The organism is Streptomyces sp. NBC_00659, assembly GCF_036226925.1.
Taxonomy (GTDB): domain Bacteria; phylum Actinomycetota; class Actinomycetes; order Streptomycetales; family Streptomycetaceae; genus Streptomyces.
In genome coordinates this window covers 6,055,651-6,076,240 of the sequence record NZ_CP109031.1, presented here as the reverse complement: position 1 = coordinate 6,076,240, position 20,590 = coordinate 6,055,651, and the positions used below count along the sequence as shown (strand labels likewise).

17 protein-coding genes are annotated in these 20,590 nt (G+C 71.0%); 5 read left to right on the top strand and 12 right to left on the bottom strand.

The window, feature by feature from the left end; genetic code table 11:
- Positions 1-122: 122 nt before the first annotated feature.
- The 3 genes from OG410_RS26610 to OG410_RS26600 form a co-directional block, all read right to left on the bottom strand.
- The gene (locus OG410_RS26610) at positions 123-1,742 is read right to left on the bottom strand and encodes an AAA family ATPase (protein ID WP_329301450.1); all 1,620 of its coding nucleotides are present in this window, start codon (positions 1,740-1,742) and stop codon (positions 123-125) included.
- Positions 1,743-1,922: 180 nt separating this feature from the next.
- Positions 1,923-2,636: a Flp pilus assembly protein CpaB gene (cpaB, locus tag OG410_RS26605; RefSeq protein WP_329301449.1), complete on the bottom strand. Its 714-nt coding sequence runs from the start codon at positions 2,634-2,636 to the stop codon at positions 1,923-1,925.
- Positions 2,637-2,928: 292 nt separating this feature from the next.
- Positions 2,929-3,810: a hypothetical protein gene (locus tag OG410_RS26600; protein WP_329301448.1), complete on the bottom strand. Its 882-nt coding sequence runs from the start codon at positions 3,808-3,810 to the stop codon at positions 2,929-2,931.
- Between the two features lie 383 nt (positions 3,811-4,193).
- Here OG410_RS26600 and OG410_RS26595 point away from each other — a divergent pair, with 383 nt between their 5' ends.
- Both OG410_RS26595 and OG410_RS26590 read left to right on the top strand, forming a co-directional pair.
- Positions 4,194-5,879 carry a chitinase gene (locus tag OG410_RS26595; protein ID WP_329304259.1) on the top strand — a complete coding sequence of 562 codons (1,686 nt, stop codon included), beginning with the start codon at positions 4,194-4,196 and terminating at the stop codon, positions 5,877-5,879.
- 257 nt (positions 5,880-6,136) lie between these two features.
- Positions 6,137-7,507, top strand: a complete 1,371-nt coding sequence (locus OG410_RS26590) for a M14 family metallopeptidase (RefSeq protein ID WP_329301447.1) — start codon at positions 6,137-6,139, stop codon at positions 7,505-7,507.
- Positions 7,508-7,585: 78 nt separating this feature from the next.
- Here the strand turns inward: OG410_RS26590 and OG410_RS26585 are convergent, their stop codons facing one another.
- The 5 genes from OG410_RS26585 to OG410_RS26565 form a co-directional block, all read right to left on the bottom strand.
- Complete coding sequence (locus tag OG410_RS26585; protein ID WP_329301446.1) at positions 7,586-8,299, bottom strand: hypothetical protein; 714 nt, start codon at positions 8,297-8,299, stop codon at positions 7,586-7,588.
- Positions 8,300-8,435: 136 nt separating this feature from the next.
- On the bottom strand, positions 8,436-9,959 hold the full coding sequence (locus OG410_RS26580) for a GntP family permease (RefSeq protein WP_329301445.1): 1,524 nt from the start codon (positions 9,957-9,959) through the stop codon (positions 8,436-8,438).
- A 207-nt stretch (positions 9,960-10,166) separates the two neighbouring features.
- Positions 10,167-10,577, bottom strand: a complete 411-nt coding sequence (locus OG410_RS26575; RefSeq protein ID WP_326785785.1) for a RidA family protein — start codon at positions 10,575-10,577, stop codon at positions 10,167-10,169.
- A gap of 7 nt (positions 10,578-10,584) precedes the next feature.
- Positions 10,585-11,352, bottom strand: a complete 768-nt coding sequence (locus OG410_RS26570) for an IclR family transcriptional regulator (protein ID WP_329301444.1) — start codon at positions 11,350-11,352, stop codon at positions 10,585-10,587.
- Entirely contained in the window at positions 11,349-12,434 is a 1,086-nt protein-coding gene (locus tag OG410_RS26565) for a sugar kinase (protein WP_443063909.1), read from the bottom strand. Before OG410_RS26565 ends, OG410_RS26570 begins: the two co-directional genes overlap by 4 nt.
- A gap of 275 nt (positions 12,435-12,709) precedes the next feature.
- Between OG410_RS26565 and OG410_RS26560 the strand changes: the two genes are divergently transcribed.
- Entirely contained in the window at positions 12,710-13,987 is a 1,278-nt protein-coding gene (locus tag OG410_RS26560; protein WP_329301443.1) for an amino acid deaminase, read from the top strand.
- Positions 13,988-14,080: 93 nt separating this feature from the next.
- Positions 14,081-15,709, top strand: a complete 1,629-nt coding sequence (locus OG410_RS26555; RefSeq protein ID WP_329301442.1) for an N-acyl-D-amino-acid deacylase family protein — start codon at positions 14,081-14,083, stop codon at positions 15,707-15,709.
- Positions 15,710-15,729: 20 nt separating this feature from the next.
- Here OG410_RS26555 and OG410_RS26550 read toward each other — a convergent pair whose 3' ends face one another.
- The 4 genes from OG410_RS26550 to OG410_RS26535 all read right to left on the bottom strand — a co-directional run bounded on the left by OG410_RS26550 (position 15,730) and on the right by OG410_RS26535 (position 19,092).
- On the bottom strand, positions 15,730-16,632 hold the full coding sequence (locus OG410_RS26550; RefSeq protein WP_329301441.1) for a S1 family peptidase: 903 nt from the start codon (positions 16,630-16,632) through the stop codon (positions 15,730-15,732).
- A gap of 467 nt (positions 16,633-17,099) precedes the next feature.
- Positions 17,100-17,729 carry a hypothetical protein gene (locus OG410_RS26545; RefSeq protein WP_329301440.1) on the bottom strand — a complete coding sequence of 210 codons (630 nt, stop codon included), beginning with the start codon at positions 17,727-17,729 and terminating at the stop codon, positions 17,100-17,102.
- 71 nt (positions 17,730-17,800) lie between these two features.
- Entirely contained in the window at positions 17,801-18,709 is a 909-nt protein-coding gene (locus tag OG410_RS26540; RefSeq protein WP_329301439.1) for an RNA-guided endonuclease InsQ/TnpB family protein, read from the bottom strand.
- Complete coding sequence (locus OG410_RS26535) at positions 18,709-19,092, bottom strand: hypothetical protein (RefSeq protein WP_329301438.1); 384 nt, start codon at positions 19,090-19,092, stop codon at positions 18,709-18,711. Before OG410_RS26535 ends, OG410_RS26540 begins: the two co-directional genes overlap by 1 nt.
- A gap of 217 nt (positions 19,093-19,309) precedes the next feature.
- On the opposite strand from OG410_RS26535, the gene OG410_RS26530 reads away from it, so the two are divergent.
- On the top strand, positions 19,310-20,521 hold the full coding sequence (locus OG410_RS26530; RefSeq protein WP_326785792.1) for a pyridoxal phosphate-dependent aminotransferase: 1,212 nt from the start codon (positions 19,310-19,312) through the stop codon (positions 20,519-20,521).
- The last annotated feature ends 69 nt before the right edge of the window (positions 20,522-20,590 follow it).

The following is a 20,590-nucleotide window of genomic DNA, read 5'->3' as shown; positions in this document are numbered from 1 at the left end:
GTCCGTCGCCGCTGGATCAGACGTCGGTGCGATGTGATGCGTCGGCCGATCCGGACGTAAGCGACGGACATGTGATGTACCGGCACGTCCCCTTCCGCCGGATGCCGTCCGCAGGTGCGTCCTCATCCGCCGTCCCCCTCCAGTGCCGCGCCCGCGCTGCCCTTTACGTGGAAGCCCGCGTCGAAGCCCGGGAAGAACAGCGGGACGTCGACGTCGACGGTGGCCCGCATGACCGGGCCGGAAGGGGTGCAGGAGATCCCCGCGTCCTTCCAGGAGCCCGGCAGATGCTTGCTCCCGGCCGCGTCGCAGGCACCCTGGAAGTCGCCGTGCACCGCGTAGGCCGCGGTGGCCGCCCGGGCCGCCTCGTCCGCCGCGTTCCCGGCCAGCGAGTACGAGTACCCGTACAGCACGCACTGCCACAGGATCGTCATGACGACCAGGAGCAGCGGGAACATCCCGGCGAATTCGAGGGTGACGGCTCCCCGGTCGCCGCCCCGGCCGCGGAGCGAGAGCGCGCCCCGGTCCGACGCGGACGCCTTCCGGCGCCTGCCGCCGGCCCCGCCCTCCTGGGGGACGACGAGACCGAGTTCGGCGGCGAGTGCCCACAGCGCCTGCTTGACGGTCGAGCGGTTGTCCAGGTCCTGGAGCCGGCCCGCGTCGACGACCGACTGGAGTTCCTTGAAGGCGGCGGGAACCGCGGAGCGGGCGACCTTGGTTCCGGTGACGCGTTCGACGAGGGACGGCTGGATCTCCGTACCGCGGGCGAAGCGGTTCACGACCGTCGTGGTCTCCTCCGCCTTGCGGATCTGGAGACGGTCCCACATACGGACCATGCGTTTGGCGGCGCGTACGGCGATGACGTCGGGGGTGACGAGGAGCAGGGCCCGGTCTGCCATCTCGACGGCCGCGGCGGTGGCCGAGTTCATCTGGGAGCCGCAGTCGACGATCACCACGTCGTGGCGGGAACGGAGCGCCCCGAGGACCTGGCGGGCCACCCGGTCGGTGACCTCCTCGCCCCGTTCGCCCTCGGCGGGCGCGAGCAGGAGGGCGACGCCGCTGTCGTGGGTGTAGACGGCGTCCTGGAGGACGCGCGGGTTGATGTCGGTGATGGCCGCCAGGTCGGCCACCGACCGGCGGAACTGCACGTCGAGGTACGAGGCCACGTCCCCGGACTGGAGGTCCAGGTCGAGCAGCGCGACGTTGTGGCCGGAGGCCTTCGCGGCGAGGGCGAGCTGGACCGCGGTGACGGTCGCGCCGACGCCGCCCTTCGCTCCGGTCACCGTGACGATCGTGCCGCCGGGGCCCGCGTACAGCTCGGGCGCACCGCTGTGCAGGTGGCGGCGCATTCCGGCGGACCAGGCGGCGGCGGCCTGGACGCGTTCGGCGAGGGAGTCGTAGCCGAGCGGCAGGCCGATGATGCCGCGGGCGCCGGAGTCCATGGCGGCGGTGAGGACGCCGGTGCTGGTGTCGGCGGTGATGAGGACGACACCGACGGCCGGGAAGCGCATCACGAGGTCGCGGATCAGGTCCAACGCCGGTACCGGGCCGATGCGTTCGTGGACGAGGACGACTTCGGGGAGCTCGTCGAGGGACTCGGCGGCGAGGCGCGCGAGGGTGTCGAGGAGGGCTGTCGAGTCGGGTACGGGCGGGGCGGGTTCGGTGTCGGCGAGCTGGCTCAGCAGGGTGGTGAGCGCGCGGGCCGAGTCGATGTCGCCGACGGCGGGAACGATACGGATGGTCATCGGCGAAGCTCCTCGCTCGCGTGCCGTGCGCCGGCCCCGGTGCCCGGTGCCGCGGCGGTCGACGGCACCCGGCGGACCCGCCGCCGCGTCCCGGACCAGGGGCCCGGCAACGGCCGTGTCCGCGTCGCGGGGGTCGGCCTCGTACGCCGCCCCGTGGGCATGGACCTCATGCGCGGCCTCCTACTTGTCCTCGTCGAGGGTGTACGTACGGTCGCCGGGCGCCACGATCGTGTCGGAGCCGCCGGCGACCAGGGCGAGCCGCACGTGCTGGGCGAACGACTCGGCGTACGCGACGCGTTGGGCGTCGGCGGTGCCGAGGGCGAAGGTGATCGGGACGGCCTGGGCGGCGCTGTTGCGCCGGTCGGAGCTGGACTGGTCGGGTTCGAGAGCGGTGAGCTTGCCGACGTCGATGACGCGGGCGTTCTCGACGATCACCTTGGACTGGTCCCTGGCCTTGTCGTTCTCGGCCTTGAAGGTGGCGTAGATGTTGACCCGGGAGCCGGGGTCGATCTTGCCCGCGACACCGGTCGAGGCGTCGATCATGATGGCGATCTCCTGCTGCCCGGCGGCCAGTCGCGGCTTGTCCACGACCATGTCGGCCTGCAGCAGGGAGCCCTTCTCCAGCTGGGTGACGGCGATCTTGCCGCGGATCCGGGAGAGGTCGGTGACGGCGGTGGACGACAGCCACCGCTCGGGCATCGAGATCTTCTCGAACTGGTCGGCCGACAGCTCCTTGTAGGGCGCGATGTCGCTCTTCAGGCGGTACGCCGTGACCTCCGGGCCGACCTTGGAGTTCACGTCGCGGATCACCGAGAGGACTCCGGCGAAGGCGCCGAGGGCGCACAGGACCGAGAGGACCAGCAGGATGACGCCGCGGCGCTGGCGCGAGTTCACTGAATCTCACCTCGTGGGGCGGTACCGGAAAGGGGACCGGGCTGTCGTTCCTGCCGGGGATCCGGGGGCTGACCTCCGGGACAATGCAGCATGTTCAGGACAACCTCGATCTACAGGGACGGCGGGGTCGGGCGGTGGTGCCTGGTGCGCTGTTCGGTCGTGGCTGACGTGCTGTGCGGTGGTGCCTGATGCGCTGTGCGGTCGGCTCTGCAGGTGCTGTGCGGTGGTGCCTGATGCGCTGTTCGGTGGTGCTTGGTGCGGCGTGCGGTCGCGCCCGGTGTGCACGAGAGGCCTAGGTGGCGCCTCGGGGCAGGGCGCGTACCGGAGAGGCTGCCCGGACGGTGGTGGCCGGAAGCTCCTGCGCGGAAGGCGGTGACAGCGGGGCCGCGCAGAACCCGCAGCGGTCACCGATGAGTTCGAGCCCGCACCAGCGGCACTCGTCCCGCCGGACGGAGGAGACGAGCTGGTAGAGGACCGAGACGTCGTACAGTCCGGCGGCGAATTCGACGAGCCGGTTCGTCCCCCACCAGCGGACCGACTCCGCGGGCAGCGGGACGGTGGCGGCACCCTGGACCTGCCACGCGGGCGCGAGCGTGGAGGTGACCCAGTCGGAGGGCGGCTGGCCGACGGCCGAGAGCATCCGGGTCCCGAACTCCGGGCCGGGCAGGTCCTCCTGGCCGACTCTGATCAACTCGGCACGCGGATTGGCGAGGACGGCGAACTGGGCGCCCGGCACCCATGACTTGGCGTGCGACTTCAGGGAGACCGGGACCCGGTCGAGCTTGGCGACCGAGCCGAGCAGGGCGCCGGCGTAGATGTAGTGCGCGAGCAGCCGGGCGGCGGAGGCGAGCACGCCGGGGCTGAAGTCACAGACCGACAGCTGACGTAACTGCTGGGCGAGCAGGGCGATTCCGAGCGGTGGCAGGTCGATGCCGAGCAGCGCGATGCGGTCGCTCTCCAGGACGGAGCGGACGGCGTGCAGCCGCCGGGTGACGGCGGTCTCGGTGCCAACCGGGTAGAGGGAGATGACATACCCGTGCTGCTCGATGAGCGTGTGCATCCCGGTGAGGGAGTCCTCCAGGGTGCCGAGCGGCTGGACGGCCGCCGGCGGGGTCTGCCGGTCGTGCGGCGGGAGCACCAGATCGGGACTGGTGACGGCTATCGCGGTCGGCACGCTGCACACACCCCGTTCGCTGCGGCGGGGTGGTCAACCACCGCCTCAGATCGCCCCTTTGTCGCCAAAGAGCGTCGCGGTCCGTTCCTTCGACGGCCACGGATCGCCACGGTGACGCCCTCTTGCATCAGCACCATATCCACGGCATGGCCCGCTCAACACCGAATCTCCGAGATCATCTCACCGAAGGTGCGAGCGTGATCAACGGAGAGTAAGCCGTCTCAAAACAACTGGGGCCTCCCATAAGGGTGTTGGGAACGCCGTGGGACTTGACAACCAGATTGGTCTGGACCAACTTGTATCCACCGGCGGTGGCCACCGTTCCGTTCCCCCTCCCCTCCCCCACCTCTCCCCTGGAGGACCCAGTGGACCGCGTCACCCGTATGCCCGGACGGAGATGGGCGGGAGCCCTCGCCGCCGTCGTCACGGCGTCCGTCCTCTCCCTCACCGGCCTGGCCGGCCAGGCCCAGGCCGCCGACATCAACAACATCAAGAACGGCGGCTTCGAGTCCGGCCTGAGCAACTGGACCTGTTCGGCGGGCAGCGGCGCGACCGTCTCCTCACCGGTGCACGGCGGCTCGGCCGCCCTGAAGGCCACGCCCGCGGGGCAGGACTACGCCCAGTGTTCCCAGCCCGTCGCCGTGAAGCCCAACTCGACGTACGCGCTGAGCGCCTGGGTCCAGGGGTCGTACACCTACCTCGGGGTGAGCGGCACGGGGACGACGGACGTGTCGACCTGGACGCCCAACACCACCTGGACGCAGCTCACGAACACCTTCACCACCGGCGCCTCGACGACCTCGGTGACGGTCTGGTCGCACGGCTGGTACGGACAGCCCGCCTACTTCGCCGACGACTTCTCGGTGTTCGGACCCGACGGCGGCGGTGGCGGCGACCCGGCCCCGACGGTCCCGGCGACCCCCGCGGGCCTCGCCGTGCCCGGCACGACCTCCTCGTCCGTCTCCCTGGCCTGGAACACCGTGTCGGGCGCGACCGGCTACAACGTGTACCAGGGCGGCACCAAGGTCCAGTCGGTGACCGGAACCTCCGCGACCGTCTCGGGGCTCACGGCCTCCACGTCGTACTCGTTCCAGGTCAGCGCGACCAACGCGGCCGGTGAGTCGGCCAAGTCGTCGGCCGTCACCGGGACGACGGCCGCGTCCGGCGGTGGCGGGGGCGGCGGCACCGTGCCCGCGCACGCCGTGACGGGCTACTGGCAGAACTTCAACAACGGCGCGACCGTGCAGAAGCTCTCCGCCGTGCAGTCGCAGTACGACATCATCGCCGTCGCGTTCGCCGACGCCACGAGCACGCCGGGCGCCGTGAGCTTCACGCTCGACTCGGCCGGGCTCGGCGGCTACACCGTCGACCAGTTCAAGGCCGACATCAAGGCCAAGCAGGTCGCGGGCAAGAAGGTCATCATCTCCATCGGCGGCCAGAACGGCACCATCTCGGTGAGCGACTCCGCCTCGGCCACGAACTTCGCCAACTCCGTCTACTCCCTGATGCAGACGTACGGCTTCGACGGCGTGGACATCGACCTGGAGAACGGCCTCAACGCGACCTACATGTCCCAGGCGCTGCGCTCGCTGTCCACGAAGGCCGGCTCGTCCCTGGTCATCACCATGGCCCCGCAGACCATCGACATGCAGTCCACGTCGAACTCCTACTTCCAGACCGCGCTGAACATCAAGGACATCCTCACCGTCGTCAACATGCAGTACTACAACAGCGGTTCGATGCTCGGCTGTGACGGCAAGGTCTACTCGCAGGGCTCGGTCGACTTCCTGACGGCGCTCGCCTGCATCCAGCTCCAGGGCGGTCTCGACGCGTCCCAGGTCGGCCTCGGCCTCCCCGCCTCCACCAGCGGCGCGGGCAGCGGCTACGTCTCCCCGGCCATCGTGAACAACGCCCTCGACTGCCTGACCAAGCTCACCAACTGCGGTTCGTTCAAGCCCTCCAAGGCCTACCCGGGCCTGCGCGGCGCGATGACCTGGTCGACCAACTGGGACGCCTCGGCGGGCAACGCCTGGTCGAACGCGGTCGGCCCGCACGTGCACGCACTGTAGTTCCGGACCGCCGCGTCACCCTTCCCCCGGCGGTGCCCATCCGGCCCCGTTCGCCGCAGCCGCGGCGAACGGGGCCGGCGCCGTTCCGCGCGGCCGGTTCCCGCCGACGACCCTTTGTCGTCTCTTGACCTGCTCATGCCACAACCCCCACCATGAGCGCCACACCCGCACCATGCGCGTCACCTTGAGCCACCCCCCGGCTCCGCTCCCCCACAATTCCGGAGATCCCGGAATTTCCGGAGAAACAAGGAGACTTCATGCGAATTCGCCCACGTGGCAGTGGCAGCGCCGACGGGAAGGGCAGAGGCCGCCGACGCGGCGCCGCGCTCGCCGTCCTCGCGGCCCTCGCTCTCGCGGCTCCCCTGACCGCCGCCGCCACCGACGCCACGGCGAGCGGGGCCAGGGTCCTCGCACCCTCGTCCGACGACGTCAGGCAGTACGAGATCCACACGAGCTCGACGTCCGCGTCCCGGACCCAGATCCAGCGGTCGGGCGTCACCGTGGACGAGGCCGACGAGGAGACCGTCGTCGTCTCCGGCCGCGCGGACCAGATCGCCACGCTGCGCCGGCAGGGATACGACGTCACTCCGCTGGGCTCGGCGCCCGACCGCTCCACCGCCGCCGGCGACGTACGGCTCTTCGACTTCCCGACGGCGGACTCGAAGTACCACAACTACGCCGAGATGAACACGGAGATCGACCAGCGGCTCGCCGCCTACCCGAGCATCATGAGCAAGAAGGTGATCGGCAAGTCGTACCAGGGCCGGGACATCGTCGCCATCAAGGTCAGCGACAACGTGGCGACCGACGAGAGCGAGCCCGAGGTCCTGCTCACCTTCCACCAGCACGCCCGCGAGCACCTCACGGTGGAGATGGCGCTGTATCTGCTGCGCGAACTCGGGGCCGGCTACGGCAGCGACTCCCGCGTCACCAGCATGGTGAACAACCGCGAGATCTGGATCGTCCCCGACCTCAACCCGGACGGCGGCGAGTACGACATCGCGAGCGGCTCCTACCGCTCGTGGCGCAAGAACCGCCAGCCCAACTCCGGTTCCTCGTACGTCGGTACGGACCTGAACCGCAACTGGAACTACAAGTGGGGCTGCTGCGGCGGCTCTTCGGGGTCCACGTCCTCCGAGACCTACCGCGGCACCTCGGCCGAGTCGGCGCCCGAGGTGAAGGTGGTGGCCGACTTCGTACGGGGCCGGGTCGTCGGCGGCAAGCAGCAGATCACCGCCGGAATCGACTTCCACACCTACAGCGAGCTGGTGCTGTGGCCGTTCGGGTACACCACCGCCGACACGGCCACCGGAATGACGGCGGACGACGCCGCCGCGTTCAAGGCCATCGGCCAGAAGATGGCCGCCAGCAACGGGTACACGGCCGAGCAGGCCAGTGATCTGTACATCACGGACGGCTCGATCGACGACTATCTCTGGGGCACCCAGAAGATCTTCGACTACACCTTCGAGATGTATCCGACGTCCAGCTCCGGCGGCGGCTTCTACCCGCCCGACGAGGTCATCGAGCGGGAGACGTCCCGCAACCGGGACGCGGTGCTCCAACTCCTGGAGAACGCGGACTGCATGTACCGGTCCATCGGCAAGGCGGCCCAGTACTGCTCCTAGGGCCCGGCTCCGGCCGAGGCGGCCGGTGAACGGGGATCCGCGCGCCCTTCCTGACCGGCGTGCGGATCCCCGTACCGCTTACGGCTTCTCGCCCTTGGCCTTGGCCTTGTCGTCCTCGACCCGGCTGCCGGCCTCAGCCGTCACCTCGGCCTCGACCTCGACCTCAGCCTCGACCGCCGTCTCGACCTCAGCCTCGGCCTCGACCTCAGCCGCCGTCTCGGGCTCGGGCTCGGTCTCGGGCTCGCCGTCCTCGAAGTAGGCGTCCAGGACGGCGTCGAGCTGCTCCTCCCACTCCTTGAAGCGTGCCCGGGCGTTCGCCTCTATCTCGATCGGATACCAGCGGCGCTCCGGCGTGTGCACCGTGATGGTGAACCGCCTGCCGAAGCGCGGCGACTCCGTCTCGACGGCGCCGATCTCGTCCCAGCGGAACTCCGCCTCCTGGTCGTCCAGGCGCAGCCGGACACCGCTGTGGTCGGCTCTGATCGAGGCGCGCCGGTCGGAGGCCTCGAAGACGGGACCGTCGGGGACGGCCCCGGATTCCGGGTCGGCCTCGGAGGCGGCCTCCTCCTCGGACGCGGACTCCTTCGGGGTCTCGGCGGCGGGCGCCTCGTCGGACGCCGCGTCCTCGGAGACCGTCTCGTCGGAGACCGTCTCCTCGGCGACGGCCTCCTCGGTCTCCACGACCGCGTCCTTCGGCTCCGCCGGCACGGGTGACGTAAGCCCGGGGATGTAGGCCGGGTTCACCGCGGCTGCGTCCAGGGGCTGGCTCTTCGAACCTATGCGCTGCTCCACAGCCGGAAGTATGGTCGAAGATCCTGTGCGGGGCACAGCCAGCCCCGAATTGGCGATGCCTCTGTTACACGAAGAGAGGCATCTCGGACGTACGGACAGGCCGGCGGCGCCGGCCCCGGCCCGGGCCGGACAGGTCCTAGACGAAGAGGCTGACCACGGCGGCCACGGCGAACCCGGCGACGGACAGCACCGATTCCAGGACGGTCCAGGTCCTGAGGGTGTCGCGCTCGCTGATGCCGAAGTACTTGGCCACCATCCAGAAACCGCCGTCGTTGACGTGCGAGGCGAAGATCGAACCCGCCGAGATCGCCATGATGACCAGGGCGACGAAGGCCTGGGAGTGGTGCCCCTCGGTGAGCAGGGGCGCGACGATGCCGGCCGTGGTGACGATCGCGACCGTCGCCGAGCCCTGGGCGACCCGCAGGACCAGGGAGATCAGATAGGCCAGGAAGATCACCGGGAGGCCGACGTCGTTGAAGGTGTCCGACAGGGCCTGGGCGACCCCGCTGGCCTTCAGCACGGCGCCGAAGATGCCGCCCGCGCCGACCACGAGCAGGATGTTGCCGACCGGCTTCAGGGACGAGGTCGACACCGTCTCCAGGGACTTGCGGGACCAGCCGCGCCGGATGCCGAGCAGGTAGTAGGCGAGGAGCAGGGCGATCGTGAGGGCGACGAACGGGCTGCCGAAGAACTCGATGACCGAGCGCGGGGTGGAGGGGTCGAGGGCGATCGAGGAGAAGGTCGCCGCGAGGATCAGCACCAGCGGTGTGCCGATGATGCCGAGGACCGTGCCGAGCGGCACCGGCTTCTCCCGCGGCCCGGCTCCGTCCCCCGGGCTCCCGTCCTCGCCCGGCAAGGAGACACCCGCGCCCCGCTGTTCGGCCGCGACGGCCCGCTTGGCCTCGGCCGCCGCCTCGACCATGTCCTGCGGTACGGGGACGAAGATGCGCTTGCCGATCCAGGCGGAGTAGACCCAGGCGGCCAGCACCGCGGGGATGCCGCAGACGATGCCCATGAGGATGACCCAGCCGAGCTGGACGTGCAGCAGTCCGGCGGCGGCGACCGGGCCGGGGTGCGGCGGCAGGAAGGCGTGGGTCATCGACAGGCCGGCGAGCAGCGGCAGGCAGTAGAGCAGGATCGACTTGCCGGACCGCTTGGCGGCGGCGTAGACGATCGGCGCGAGGACGAAGATGCCGACGTCGAAGAAGACCGGGATGCCGAAGATCAGGCCGGTCAGACCCATGGCGAGCGGAGCCCGCTTCTCTCCGAAGAGGCCGAGCAGCCGGGAGGCCAGCACCTCGGCGCCGCCGCTGACTTCGAGGATCGCCCCGAGCATCGTGCCGAGCCCGATGATGATCGCGACATGGCCGAGGATGCCGCCCATGCCCGTCTCGATGACGGACACGGCGGTCGACCGCTGGACCGTGCCGAACAGCTCGGTGACCGAGAGTCCGGCCGCGAGGCCGACGGCTATGGAGACCGCGAGCAGGGCGACGAACGGCTGGAGCCTGACCTTGATGATCAGGAAGAGGAGGAGCACGATACCGAGGGCGGCGACCGTGAGCAGTCCGGCCGTTCCGTCGAGAAGGAGCAGGAGACCACCGGTGTGCGGTGGTGTCTCCGGGGTCGGGGCTGTCGCTGCGAGCGGGTACGACGACATGTCGGGGAGCCTCTTTTTCGTCAGTCCGTGGGGCTTTCGGGCAGGGCGGATCGCGGTGCGGCACCCCGGGGTGGCCGGGTGCCGCACCGTGACGTCGTACGTGGTGCGGAAGTTGCGCGGGTTACGCGGGTTACGGGGGTTACGCGGGAGTCGCGCGGGCGCGGGCCCGGAGAAGCGGTGTGCGGGCAGGGGCCCGCACGGGAGACGTCAGCCGAGAACGGCGAGCACGTCGATCTCGACGAGCAGTCCGGCCGGCAGACCGACGTAGACCGTCGTGCGGGCGGCGGGGGGCGCGGTGAGGCCCTGCTCCTCGAAGTACTGGTTGTAGATCTCGTTCATCTCGGCGAAGTGGCCGGTGTCCGTGAGATAGACGCGGATCATCATCGCGTCGTCCCAGCCGGAGCCGCCCTCTTCGAGGATGGCCTTGACGTTGGCGAGCGTCTGGAGGGTCTGCTCGCGCAGCGTCGGACCGGCGGGTGTGGGGGGCCTGCCCTCCTCGGCGGGCAGGAAGCCGACCTGCCCGGCGACCTGGAGGATGTTCCCCTTCCGCACGCCGTGCGAGAACTTGGCGGGCGGGGTGGTGTGGGTCGCGGGGGTGAGGGCGGTCTTGTCGGTCATGCGGTGCTCATTCCTTCGAATCATCCTTCGTGGGGGCTTTGCCGGAGTAGTCGTGGCTGATGGCGTCAGCCGTACGGCGCACCAGCGGGAGCAGGGCGAGGAGTTCCTCGGCGGTGACGACGACGTTGGGCGCGGAGAGGGACATGGCGGCGGCGACGCGTCCGTCGGCGCCGCGGACGGGGGCGGCGACACAGTTGATGGATTCCTCGTGGCCGCCGAGGTCGGTGGCCCAGCCCTGTTCGCGCACCGCCGCCAGTTCCTTCAGGAAGGCAGGCGCGTTGGGCGTCGAACGGGCCGTGTACAGGGGGTAGTCGAGCCGGTCGGCGACGGCGCGGCGCTCGGTCTCGGGCAGGTCCGCGAGGAGGAGCTTGGCGACCGCGGCGACGGTGATGGCGACGGGTTTCCCTATCCGCGAGTACATGCGCACCGGGTAGCGGCTCTCCACCTTGTCGATGTAGAGCACCTCGCCCTCCTCGTACACGGCGAGGTGGACGGTGTGTCCGCAGCTCTCGTTGAGGCGGACGAGGTGGGGGTGGGCGATCTCGCGGACGTCGAGGTTCTCGACGGCCTCCTGGGCGAGGGCGAACAGCCGGGCGCCGAGCCGGTAGCGCTGGTCGGACTGGCGGTAGACCAGGCCGTGTTCGTGCAGGGTGCGCAGCAGCCGCAGGGCCGTGGACTTGTGGACGCCGAGGCGGTCGGCGACCTGGCCGAGGTCGGCGGGGCCCTCGGCGAGCAGCGGCAGGATGCTCAGCGCTCGGTCGACGGTCTGGCTCATGGCGTACGTACCTCCTCCGCGGCCCGTGCGTCGGCTGCGGTCCAGCCGGGGCCGAGACGAAGTGTCTCCCAGGCACCGTCGTCGAGAGCGGCCAGCCGGTCGGCGAGCCCCCGGGCGGGCGGTTCGGCGAGGTCGCCGGGGACGGTGAGGGCGGCGGCGGCCGTCAGATGGCCGTGCCGCAGGCGGTCGCGGGCGGGAAGGCCGCGCAGGGTGGCGGAGAGGAACCCTGCGGCGAAGGCGTCACCGGCGCCGACGGCCGCGACGACGTCGACCCGCAGGGCGGGGACGAAGACGGCGGCACCGGCCGCGTCCTCGCCGCACTCGCGGCCGCCCCCGGCGGTTCTCCCTTCGGCACGGACGGCGTTCTCGGCCGGCTCCGTCCCGCCGGTGCCCCCGGCCGTGGTCCTGTCGAAGACGACGGCACCGGCCTTGCCGTCCTTGACGACCAGGACGTCGGGTTCGGGCAGCGCCTCGCGGATCGCGTGCGCTCCGCGCAGTCCCCAGGCGTCGCGGGCCTCGTCGTCGCCGACGAAGACGAGGTCGGCGCGGCGCGCGAGGTCGAGCAGGACGCGCGGTCCCTCGGGGTGGTCGCGCCACAGGCCCGGGCGGTGGTTGACGTCGAAGGAGACGAGGGGGCGGCCGGGGCGGGGGGCGGTCAGCTCGCGCATCAGGGCCAGACAGCCGTCGGAGAGCGCGGCGGTGATGCCGGACAGGTGGAGCACGCGGCCCGAGCGGGCGGCGGCCAGGTCCGTGTTCCGCGCCGTCATGGCGGAGGCGGCGGACCCGGCTCGGTAGTAGGCGACTTCGTGGGCGTCGGTCGCCCGGTCGCCCGCGGTGCGGAAGTAGACGCCGGTCGGGCGGTCGGGGTCCCGGCGTACGGCGGAGGTGTCGACGCCGTACGCGGCGATCGTCTCCACCAGGTGGTCGCCGAACCCGTCGGCGCCGACCCTGCCGACCCAGCGGACGGAGTGACCGGAGCGGGCGAGCACGCAGGCCACGTTCGACTCGGCGCCGCCGATGCCCCGCTCGAACGACGGCACGTCGGCGAGCCGTCCGGGGCTGGTGGGCAGGAAGGTGACCATGGACTCGCCGAGCGCCACCACGTCCACGCCACCCGTGCCGACACCGACGCCGACACCGGTGGCGGCGTCGGCGTCCGTCTCGGTGCCGGTGTCGGGGGTCGCGGCGTCCGCGGGTCCGTTGCTGCTCACGGCGGTCGGGGCTCCTCGCTCTGGCGGTCGACATCGGCGGACGGCACCGTTGACCGTGCGTCGGCTGGGATGTTAGACAGCAGGAAACGACATACGCAATGAGCGTTGCACATGATGCAACGAACAGATCAGGCCGAGGAGGCCCCATGAGCGCCGACACCGCCGCCGCACCGCTGGCCGCTCTCGCGGCGGAGCGCGTCGACCACCGTTTCAAGGGCCTGCCGCCGGACGCCGGCGGGCTGAGCGTCGGCGAGCTGGCCGCCCAGCGCCGCAACCTCTTCACGGACGGTTTCACCACCCCCGTCCTCGCCCTCTCCGCCGAGCGCCTGACCCACAACCTCGAACTCATGGAGACGTACGCGACCCGGCACGGCCTCGCCTTCGCCCCGCACGGCAAGACCTCCATGGCGCCCCAGCTCTTCTGGCGGCAGATCGAGCACGGCGCCTGGGGCATCACCCTCGCCGTCCCCCACCAGGTGCGGGTGGCCCGGGAGTTCGGCATCGACCGGATCTTCCTCGCGAACGAACTCGTCGACCCGGCCGCCCTCCGCTGGATCGCCGCCGAACTGGCCGAGGACCCGGACTTCCGGTTCGTCTGTTACGTCGACTCGGTGCGCGGGGTGGAGCTGATGGACGCCGCGCTGCGCGGGAGCGCCCGCCCGGTGGACGTCGTCGTCGAACTCGCCGCGGGCGCGGGCGCCCGTACCGGCGCGCGGACGGAGGAGGACTGCGCGGCCGTCGCCGACGCCGTCGCGGCGACCGGGACGCTGCGGCTGGCCGGCGTCGCCGGGTACGAGGGCGAGGTACCGGACGCGAACCCCGAGCGGGTGCACGCCTGGCTGCGGCGGCTGACCGCGCTCGCGGCGGCCTTCGACGCCGCCGGGCGCTTCAAGGACGTCGACACGATCGTCGTCAGCGCGGGCGGCAGCGCCTGGTTCGACGCGGTCGCCGACGTGTTCGCCGAGATCCCCGGACTCTCGCTGCCCGTCCTGAAGCTGCTGCGCTCGGGCGCGTACGTCTCGCACGACGACGGCCACTACCGCAGGATCACCCCCTTCACCCGTGTCCCGCGGGAGGGCGCCCTGCACCCGGCGTTCCGCCTCTGGTCGCAGGTCGTCTCACGGCCCTCCCCCGAGCAGGCCTTCACCAACGCCGGCAAGCGCGACGCGGCCCACGATCTCGATCTGCCCTTCGCCCAGGTCGTGCGCCGGGGCGGCACCGAGCGCCCGGCGGCCGGCATCGAGGTGAGCGGGCTCTCCGACCAGCACGCCTGGCTGCGCACGGCCCCCGAGGCGGACCTGGAGGTCGGCGACTGGGTCGGCATGGGCCTGTCCCATCCGTGCACGTCCTTCGACAAGTGGCAGCTGATCCCCCTGGTCGAGTCGGACGGCACGGTCGTCGACTACATCCGTACGTTCTTCTAGCGATCCCTCTTCCGGCCATCCCCGGGTTCAGCCGTCCCCGGGTTCAGCCGGAGATCCGTACATCGTTCATCGTTCCGAGACGGGAGATGTCCCATGGACCACGCCGACCTGGTCATCCAGGACGTGGACGTCGCCGACGGCAGCGGCGCGCCGACGTATCGCGCGGACGTGGCCGTCAAGGGCGGCCGGATCGTCGCGATCGTCCAGGAGGCCGCGGCGGCCGGCTGCCAACGGCCGCGCGGCACACGGGAACTGGACGCCGAGGGTCTGGTCCTGGCCCCCGGCTTCATCGACATGCACGCGCACAGCGATCTCGCGCTGCTGCGGGACCCGGACCACAGCGCGAAGGCCGCCCAGGGCGTGACCCTCGAAGTCATCGGCCAGGACGGCCTGTCGTACGCGCCGGTCGACGACCGCACGCTCGCCGAGGTCCGCCGGACGATCACCGGCTGGAACGGCGACGGAGACGACATCGACTTCACCTGGCGTTCCGTCGGCGAGTACCTGGACCGGCTCGACCACGGCTTCGACGGCGAGGGCATCGCGGTCAACGCCGCCTACCTCGTCCCCCAGGGAACCGTCCGCATGCTCGCCGTCGGCTGGGAGGACCGCGAGGCGACCCCCCGGGAGCTGGACCGGATGCGGCAGTTGGTCGCGGACGGGCTGCGGGAGGGCGCGGTCGGCATGTCCTCGGGACTGACGTACACCCCCGGGATGTACGCCGGGGACGCCGAACTCACCTCCCTGTGCCGGGTGGTGGCCGAGTACGGCGGCTACTACTGTCCGCACCACCGCTCGTACGGGGCGGGCGCCCTGGAGGCGTACGCGGAGATGGTGGCCCTCACCCGTGAGGCGGGCTGCCCGCTCCATCTCGCCCACGCCACCATGAACTTCGGAGTGAACGAGGGGAGGGCGCCGGAGCTCCTCGCCCTGCTGGACAAGGCGCTGGCACAGGGCGCCGACATCACCCTCGACACCTATCCGTACACCCCGGGGTGCACCACCCTGGCGGCGATGCTGCCGAGCTGGGCGGGCGTGGGCGGCCCGGAGGCGGTGCTCACCCGGCTGCGGGACGACGCCACCGCCGAACGGGTCCGCCACCATCTGGAGGCCGTGGGCTCGGACGGCTGCCACGGCGTCCCCATCGCGTGGGAGACGATCGAGATCTCCGGTGTGAGCGACCCCGCCCTCGGGTCGTACGTCGGCCGGACCGTCCAGGAGTCCGCCGACCTGCGCGGCGAGGAACCCTGGACCACCGCCCGGCGGCTGCTGGTCGAGGACCGGCTCGGCCCCACGATCCTCCAGCACGTCGGCCACGAGGAGAACGTCCGGACGATCATGCGGCACCGTGTGCACACCGGCGGCTCGGACGGCATCCTGCACGGCGCCAAACCGCACCCGCGCGCCTACGGCACCTTCCCGCACTATCTCGGCCGGTACGTACGGGAGTTGGGCGTCCTGACACTGGAGGAGTGCGTCGCTCGTCTCACCGGCAGGCCCGCCGCCCGGCTGCGGCTGCCCGACCGCGGCCTGGTCCGCGAGGGGTACCGCGCCGACCTGGTCCTCTTCGACCCGGCGACGGTCGCGGCGGGCTCGACCTTCGCGGCCCCGCGCACACTGCCGACCGGCATCCCGCACGTCCTGATCGACGGCCGTTTCGTCATCGAGGACGGACGCCGGACCGGCGTGCTGGCGGGACGGGCGGTCCGCCGAACGGCGTGACCGCTCGCCCTCCCGCGGTCCTACGGCTTGGGCAGGACGCAGCCGCTCGCGCTCAGGTTCAGCTGGTTGCCGGTCGTGAAGCAGGCCGGGATCTGGTAGGTCTCCTCGGCGTAGTTGATGCCTTCACGGACGGTGACGTTGCCGCTCGCGTCGACCTCGCACGGGTTGTTCACCGTGCAGGTCTCACCGTCCTCGTTGCCGGTGTTGTTGACGGCGACGACCTTGCCGGTGGACTGGTCGACGACCGGTGAGCCCGAGGTGCCGCCGATGGTGTTGCAGGCGGAGGTGTAGCGGACCGAGTCCTTCCAGGTCCAGTCACCCTCCTTGAGGCGGTACGCGAACCCGTCGATGCTGCAGTTGTAGAGCCGCTTCCAGTAGCCGGAGGCCACGGTGATGGCGGTGCCGGCGACCGGGTGCGTGTCCTGCACGGTCAACGCGCTGATGCCGTACGAGTTCTTGATGGTCGTGTACGTGCTGGTGAGCTGATAGATCGTGACGTCCGTGTCGGTCATGGTCGAGTACGCGACCTTGCTCGCGCGCAGGGTCGCGACCTTGGTGCCCGCCGAGTTGAGCAGGCTGAAGGTGCGGCTGGACGACTGGCCGACGATCACCTCACCGGGGTCCGGGAAACCGGTCTCCAGGCAGTGGCCGTTGGAGAGCACGAGCGCCGGGGCGCTGTCCGCCGAGTTGGGGAAGCGGATGACGGAGCCGGAGCAGTTGCTGAGCGCGACGGTCCCGGCCAGGCTGACGGCCTGGAGGGTGGGCGCCGCCTCGGCGCCGGCCGTGGCGGCGGGGGCCGACACGCGCGCGGGAGCCGAGTGGGACGCGGGTGCGGCGTGGGGAGCGGGTGCCGCGCCCGCGGGTGCCGCGCCCGCCCCGGACAGCACCAGGGCGAACAGTACGGCGACGAGAGGCTTTCTCATGTGGGGGTCCCCTCTTGCGACTTGGGGCGACCGAAGGTCATCCGGCCGCCTTCCGTTGGCCGGAGGTCTTCCGGCCATCTGTTGTCATGCGCATTGTGAGGGGAGAGGGAAAAGTGAACAAGGAGCCGTTTCCGGCCGTTGCCCGAGATATCGGGAGCCGATCTCCGGCCGTCGGTGGCGGTGCCGGGAACGGTTTTCCGGATGCCGCCCGTGGTGCGGGGAGCCGTTTGGGACCGTCGGTGCTGGTACCGGGAGCCGTCTCCGGATGTCGCCCGCGACACCGGGAGCCGTTTCCGGACATCACCGGCGGCACCCGGGAGCCGCTTTCCGGCCGTCGCCTGCTGCGGTGCCAGGAGCCGGACGACTCGTACGCCTCCTGGGCGCAGCGGGAGAGGAGGGTGCCGCTCGTGGCGTGGCGACCTATCGGGACCGGTCCGGACGTTGGGCCCGGTCCGGACGACGGCCCTCTACTCGGACCAACCGCCGTGCCCGTGGCCGTGTCCGCGCCTGCCCGGGGTGCTCGTCGCGGACGCGGTCGGGGCGGCCGAAGGGCTGGTGGTGGCAGAGGCCGTGGGGGCGCCGGACGCGGGGGGCGTGGAAGCGTTCCCGGGCGTGGAGGCGCTCGTACCCGGAGAAGGGGTGGCCGCCGACGTGGTCGCCGGTGGGGCCTGAAGGGGCTGCGCGGAGGCGGCCGCGGTGGAGTCGTCGTCCGCCTGGGCGGGTCCGGTGGGGAGGTGCACCGGCTGGGACGTGCCCTGGGGCGTACCACCCGCTCCCCCGGCCGCCCCGGAGTCGAACACCCCGGAGACGGCGATGCCGAGCGCGACGACGCCCGCCGCGCCTCCGGCCACGGCCAGCCGCCGGGCCAGCTTGCTGCGGCGGGGCTGCCTGCGGCGCGACCGCCGCTCCTGCGGCCCCGTCGAATCGCCGGGCACGACGGGCAGGACGCTGGTGTCGTCGCCGTCCGTGTAGGCCTTCCGCCAGCCGTGGGCCTCGGCGGGATCGGCGTACGTCTCGTAGGCCAAAGGTGTCGCCCCGTCGCTCTGCGGGAGGTACACCGTCGGCCGGGCTTCGGGATCTCCGGACTGCCAGGACATGATCGCGCATTGTAGGGACCAGCAGGGCGTTCGGTGTAGCCGGAGGGCGAAATCGCCGGAACCGACACGTCTCACTTGACATCCTCCCCCTCTTGAAAGAGGGGGATTCCGACCCGTATGGGTTGGGGTTCACGGGTGCTCGAACGGCCGGTGGCCGTTGTCACCCCTCCGGCACCGGCTGTTCGCCGGGGGCGGGGGATCCCGCCCTGTCCTGCCGCGACATTGACTGCTGCGTTGGTGTCGGCGTTGCAGGTGAAGCCGCAGCAGGAGCAGACGAACTCGGCTTGGCTCTTGCGCGAGTTCTTGTCGATCCAACCGCAGGCACTGCAGCGCAGACTGGTGTAGGGGGCGGGGACGTCCTCGACCCGGCCCGGGGCCTTGTGTTCGGTGCGCCGGCGGAGCAGGCCCCAGCCCTGGGCCAGGATCGCCCGGTTCAGCCCGGCCTTCTGCCTGACCTGCCTGCCGGGCTGCTCGGTGGTTCCCCTGGCCGAGCGGGTCATGTTCTTGATGTTCAGCTTCTCGAACCGCACCAGGCCGTAGCTGCGGGCCAGCATCGTCGAGGTCTTCTCGCACCAGTCCTTGCGCCGGTCGGCTTCACACGCCCTGAGCCTGGCCACCTTGGCGTACTCGGCGGCCTTGCGCTCACTGCCCTTCGGAGCGCGTGCGGCACGTCGCTGGTGTTTACGGACCTGCGCGCGTTCCTTCACGGTGAGCTGCGGGCAGTTCAACTTCCGCCCGCCGGAGAGGGCGGCCGTGATTGCCACGCCCCGGTCGATGCCGATGATCTCGCCCGTGCCGGGCGCCTCGACGGGTGCGGGGACGACGGCGAACGCGATGTGCCACCGGCCGTTGCGGCAGGTGACACGGAACGTCTTCGCCTTCGGCAGTTCAGAGCCCTTGCCGTTGCGGCTGAGCCGGAAGCGGACCCAGCCGCAGCCGGGCACCTTCACCCGCGCCCACCGCCGACTGAGCTTCTGCATCACCACCGAGCGGCCATGACCTGCCTGCCCCTGGCGTTCAGCTTCGGTGAACCATCCGCCTCGAACTCCCCGATACGGTCCGTGCCGATCACGCGGAAACCCTCGTGCACGTGCTTCCTGCGCCAGGTCGGCTCACCAAAACCGGAGGCGAACATGGCGTTCTTGGCTTTGGCGAAGTCCTTCAGTGCCTGCTGCTGCACATCGGCATTGCCCGCGGCCAGCCATGCGTTGTCACGCCGGGCCTCGGTGAGCTGACGGCACTGCTCGGCGAAGCCGGGCGCCGCCCCGCGGCCTTTGTACCAGTGCGCGTGCTGCTCGACAGCAAGGTTCCAGACGTACCGGGCGTGCGCGCCCGTGCGAGTGATCACCCCGGCCGCCGACACGCCCGGCCACCGTCCACTACGGGTTGTTGCACCTGCTCGAGACCGGCCTCACCACCGCCCCTCTCGAGACACCGAACCGCCCTGGCGGCGATTCGGCTTCCCCCGCTCCGCAGGAGCAGACATTCACCCCGGCCCTGAAGGGCCGGGCACCCTGCCCGAAAGCAAGGTGGTGGAAAACACGCCCCGGCGCGCGGTGGGCGGCCGTAAGCTCACGGATATGCAGGTGATCCAGTCCACGAAGCTCGCCAACGTCTGCTACGAGATCCGGGGTCCGGTTCTTGAGGAGGCGATGCGGCTCGAAGCGGCCGGTCACCGCATCCTCAAGCTCAACACGGGCAACCCGGCCGCCTTCGGGTTCGAGTGCCCACCGGAGATCCTCGAGGACATCCTCCGCAACGTCTCCTCGGCGCACGGTTACGGCGACGCCAAGGGCCTGCTGGCCGCCCGCCGCGCGGTCGTGATGCACAACCAGACCCTCGGCATCGAGACGGACGTGGATCACGTCTTCATCGGCAACGGCGTCTCCGAGCTCATCGTGATGGCGATGCAGGCGCTGCTGGACGACGGCGACGAGGTGCTCGTACCGGCCCCGGACTACCCGCTGTGGACCGCGGCGGTCTCGCTGTCCGGCGGCACGGCCGTGCACTACCGCTGTGACGAGCAGTCCGACTGGATGCCCGACCTCGCGGACGTGGAGCGGAAGATCACCGACCGCACCAAGGCGATCGTCATCATCAACCCGAACAACCCGACGGGCGCGGTCTACGACGACGCGATGCTCCGGGGGCTGACGGACATCGCGCGGCGGCACAACCTGCTGGTCTGCTCCGACGAGATCTACGACAAGATCCTGTACGACGGCGCCACGCACACCGCGACCGCCAAGATCGCCCCCGATCTGCTCACCCTCACCTTCAACGGCATGTCGAAGGCGTACCGGGTGGCGGGCTACCGCGTCGGCTGGATGTCGGTCTCGGGGCCGCGCGCGCACGCCTCCTCCTACATAGAGGGCCTGACGATCCTCGCGAACATGCGGCTGTGCGCGAACATGCCGGGGCAGCACGGAGTGGTGGCGGCGCTCAGCGGACGCCAGACGATCAACGACCTGGTCCTGCCGGGCGGGCGCCTGAAGGAGCAGCGGGACGTCGCGCACGAGCTGCTGACGCAGATCCCGGGTGTGACGTGTGTGAAGCCGAAGGGCGCGCTGTATCTGTTCCCGCGCCTCGACCCGAAGGTCTTCAAGGTCAAGGACGACCGGCAGATGGTGCTCGACCTGCTGCGGGCCGAGAAGATCATGGTCGTCCAGGGGACGGGCTTCAACTGGCCCGAGCCGGACCACTTCCGGGTGGTCACCCTGCCGACGGTCGCGGATCTGACGGACGCGGTGACCCGGATCGGCACGTTCCTGGACGGCTACGGCCAGCCGTGACGCCCGCCGGGACGCACCCGGCGCTCACCCTGTGTGCGCGTCGCGTCCCAGTATGCGAACCAGCTCAAC

Excerpts from the sequence above, each read along its gene's own strand:
- OG410_RS26575 (WP_326785785.1), bottom strand. The coding sequence starts at position 10,577 with ATGACCGACAAGACCGCCCTCACCCCCGCGACCCACACCACCCCGCCC.
- OG410_RS26610 (WP_329301450.1), bottom strand. The coding sequence starts at position 1,742 with ATGACCATCCGTATCGTTCCCGCCGTCGGCGACATCGACTCGGCCCGC.
- OG410_RS26555 (WP_329301442.1), top strand. The coding sequence starts at position 14,081 with ATGGACCACGCCGACCTGGTCATCCAGGACGTGGACGTCGCCGACGGC.
- OG410_RS26530 (WP_326785792.1), top strand. The coding sequence starts at position 19,310 with ATGCAGGTGATCCAGTCCACGAAGCTCGCCAACGTCTGCTACGAGATC.
- OG410_RS26590 (WP_329301447.1), top strand. The coding sequence starts at position 6,137 with ATGCGAATTCGCCCACGTGGCAGTGGCAGCGCCGACGGGAAGGGCAGA.
- OG410_RS26570 (WP_329301444.1), bottom strand. The coding sequence starts at position 11,352 with ATGAGCCAGACCGTCGACCGAGCGCTGAGCATCCTGCCGCTGCTCGCC.
- OG410_RS26580 (WP_329301445.1), bottom strand. The coding sequence starts at position 9,959 with ATGTCGTCGTACCCGCTCGCAGCGACAGCCCCGACCCCGGAGACACCA.
- OG410_RS26560 (WP_329301443.1), top strand. The coding sequence starts at position 12,710 with ATGAGCGCCGACACCGCCGCCGCACCGCTGGCCGCTCTCGCGGCGGAG.
- OG410_RS26545 (WP_329301440.1), bottom strand. The coding sequence starts at position 17,729 with ATGTCCTGGCAGTCCGGAGATCCCGAAGCCCGGCCGACGGTGTACCTC.
- OG410_RS26550 (WP_329301441.1), bottom strand. The coding sequence starts at position 16,632 with ATGAGAAAGCCTCTCGTCGCCGTACTGTTCGCCCTGGTGCTGTCCGGG.
- OG410_RS26565 (WP_443063909.1), bottom strand. The coding sequence starts at position 12,434 with ATGGTCACCTTCCTGCCCACCAGCCCCGGACGGCTCGCCGACGTGCCG.
- OG410_RS26540 (WP_329301439.1), bottom strand. The coding sequence starts at position 18,709 with ATGCAGAAGCTCAGTCGGCGGTGGGCGCGGGTGAAGGTGCCCGGCTGC.
- OG410_RS26595 (WP_329304259.1), top strand. The coding sequence starts at position 4,194 with ATGCCCGGACGGAGATGGGCGGGAGCCCTCGCCGCCGTCGTCACGGCG.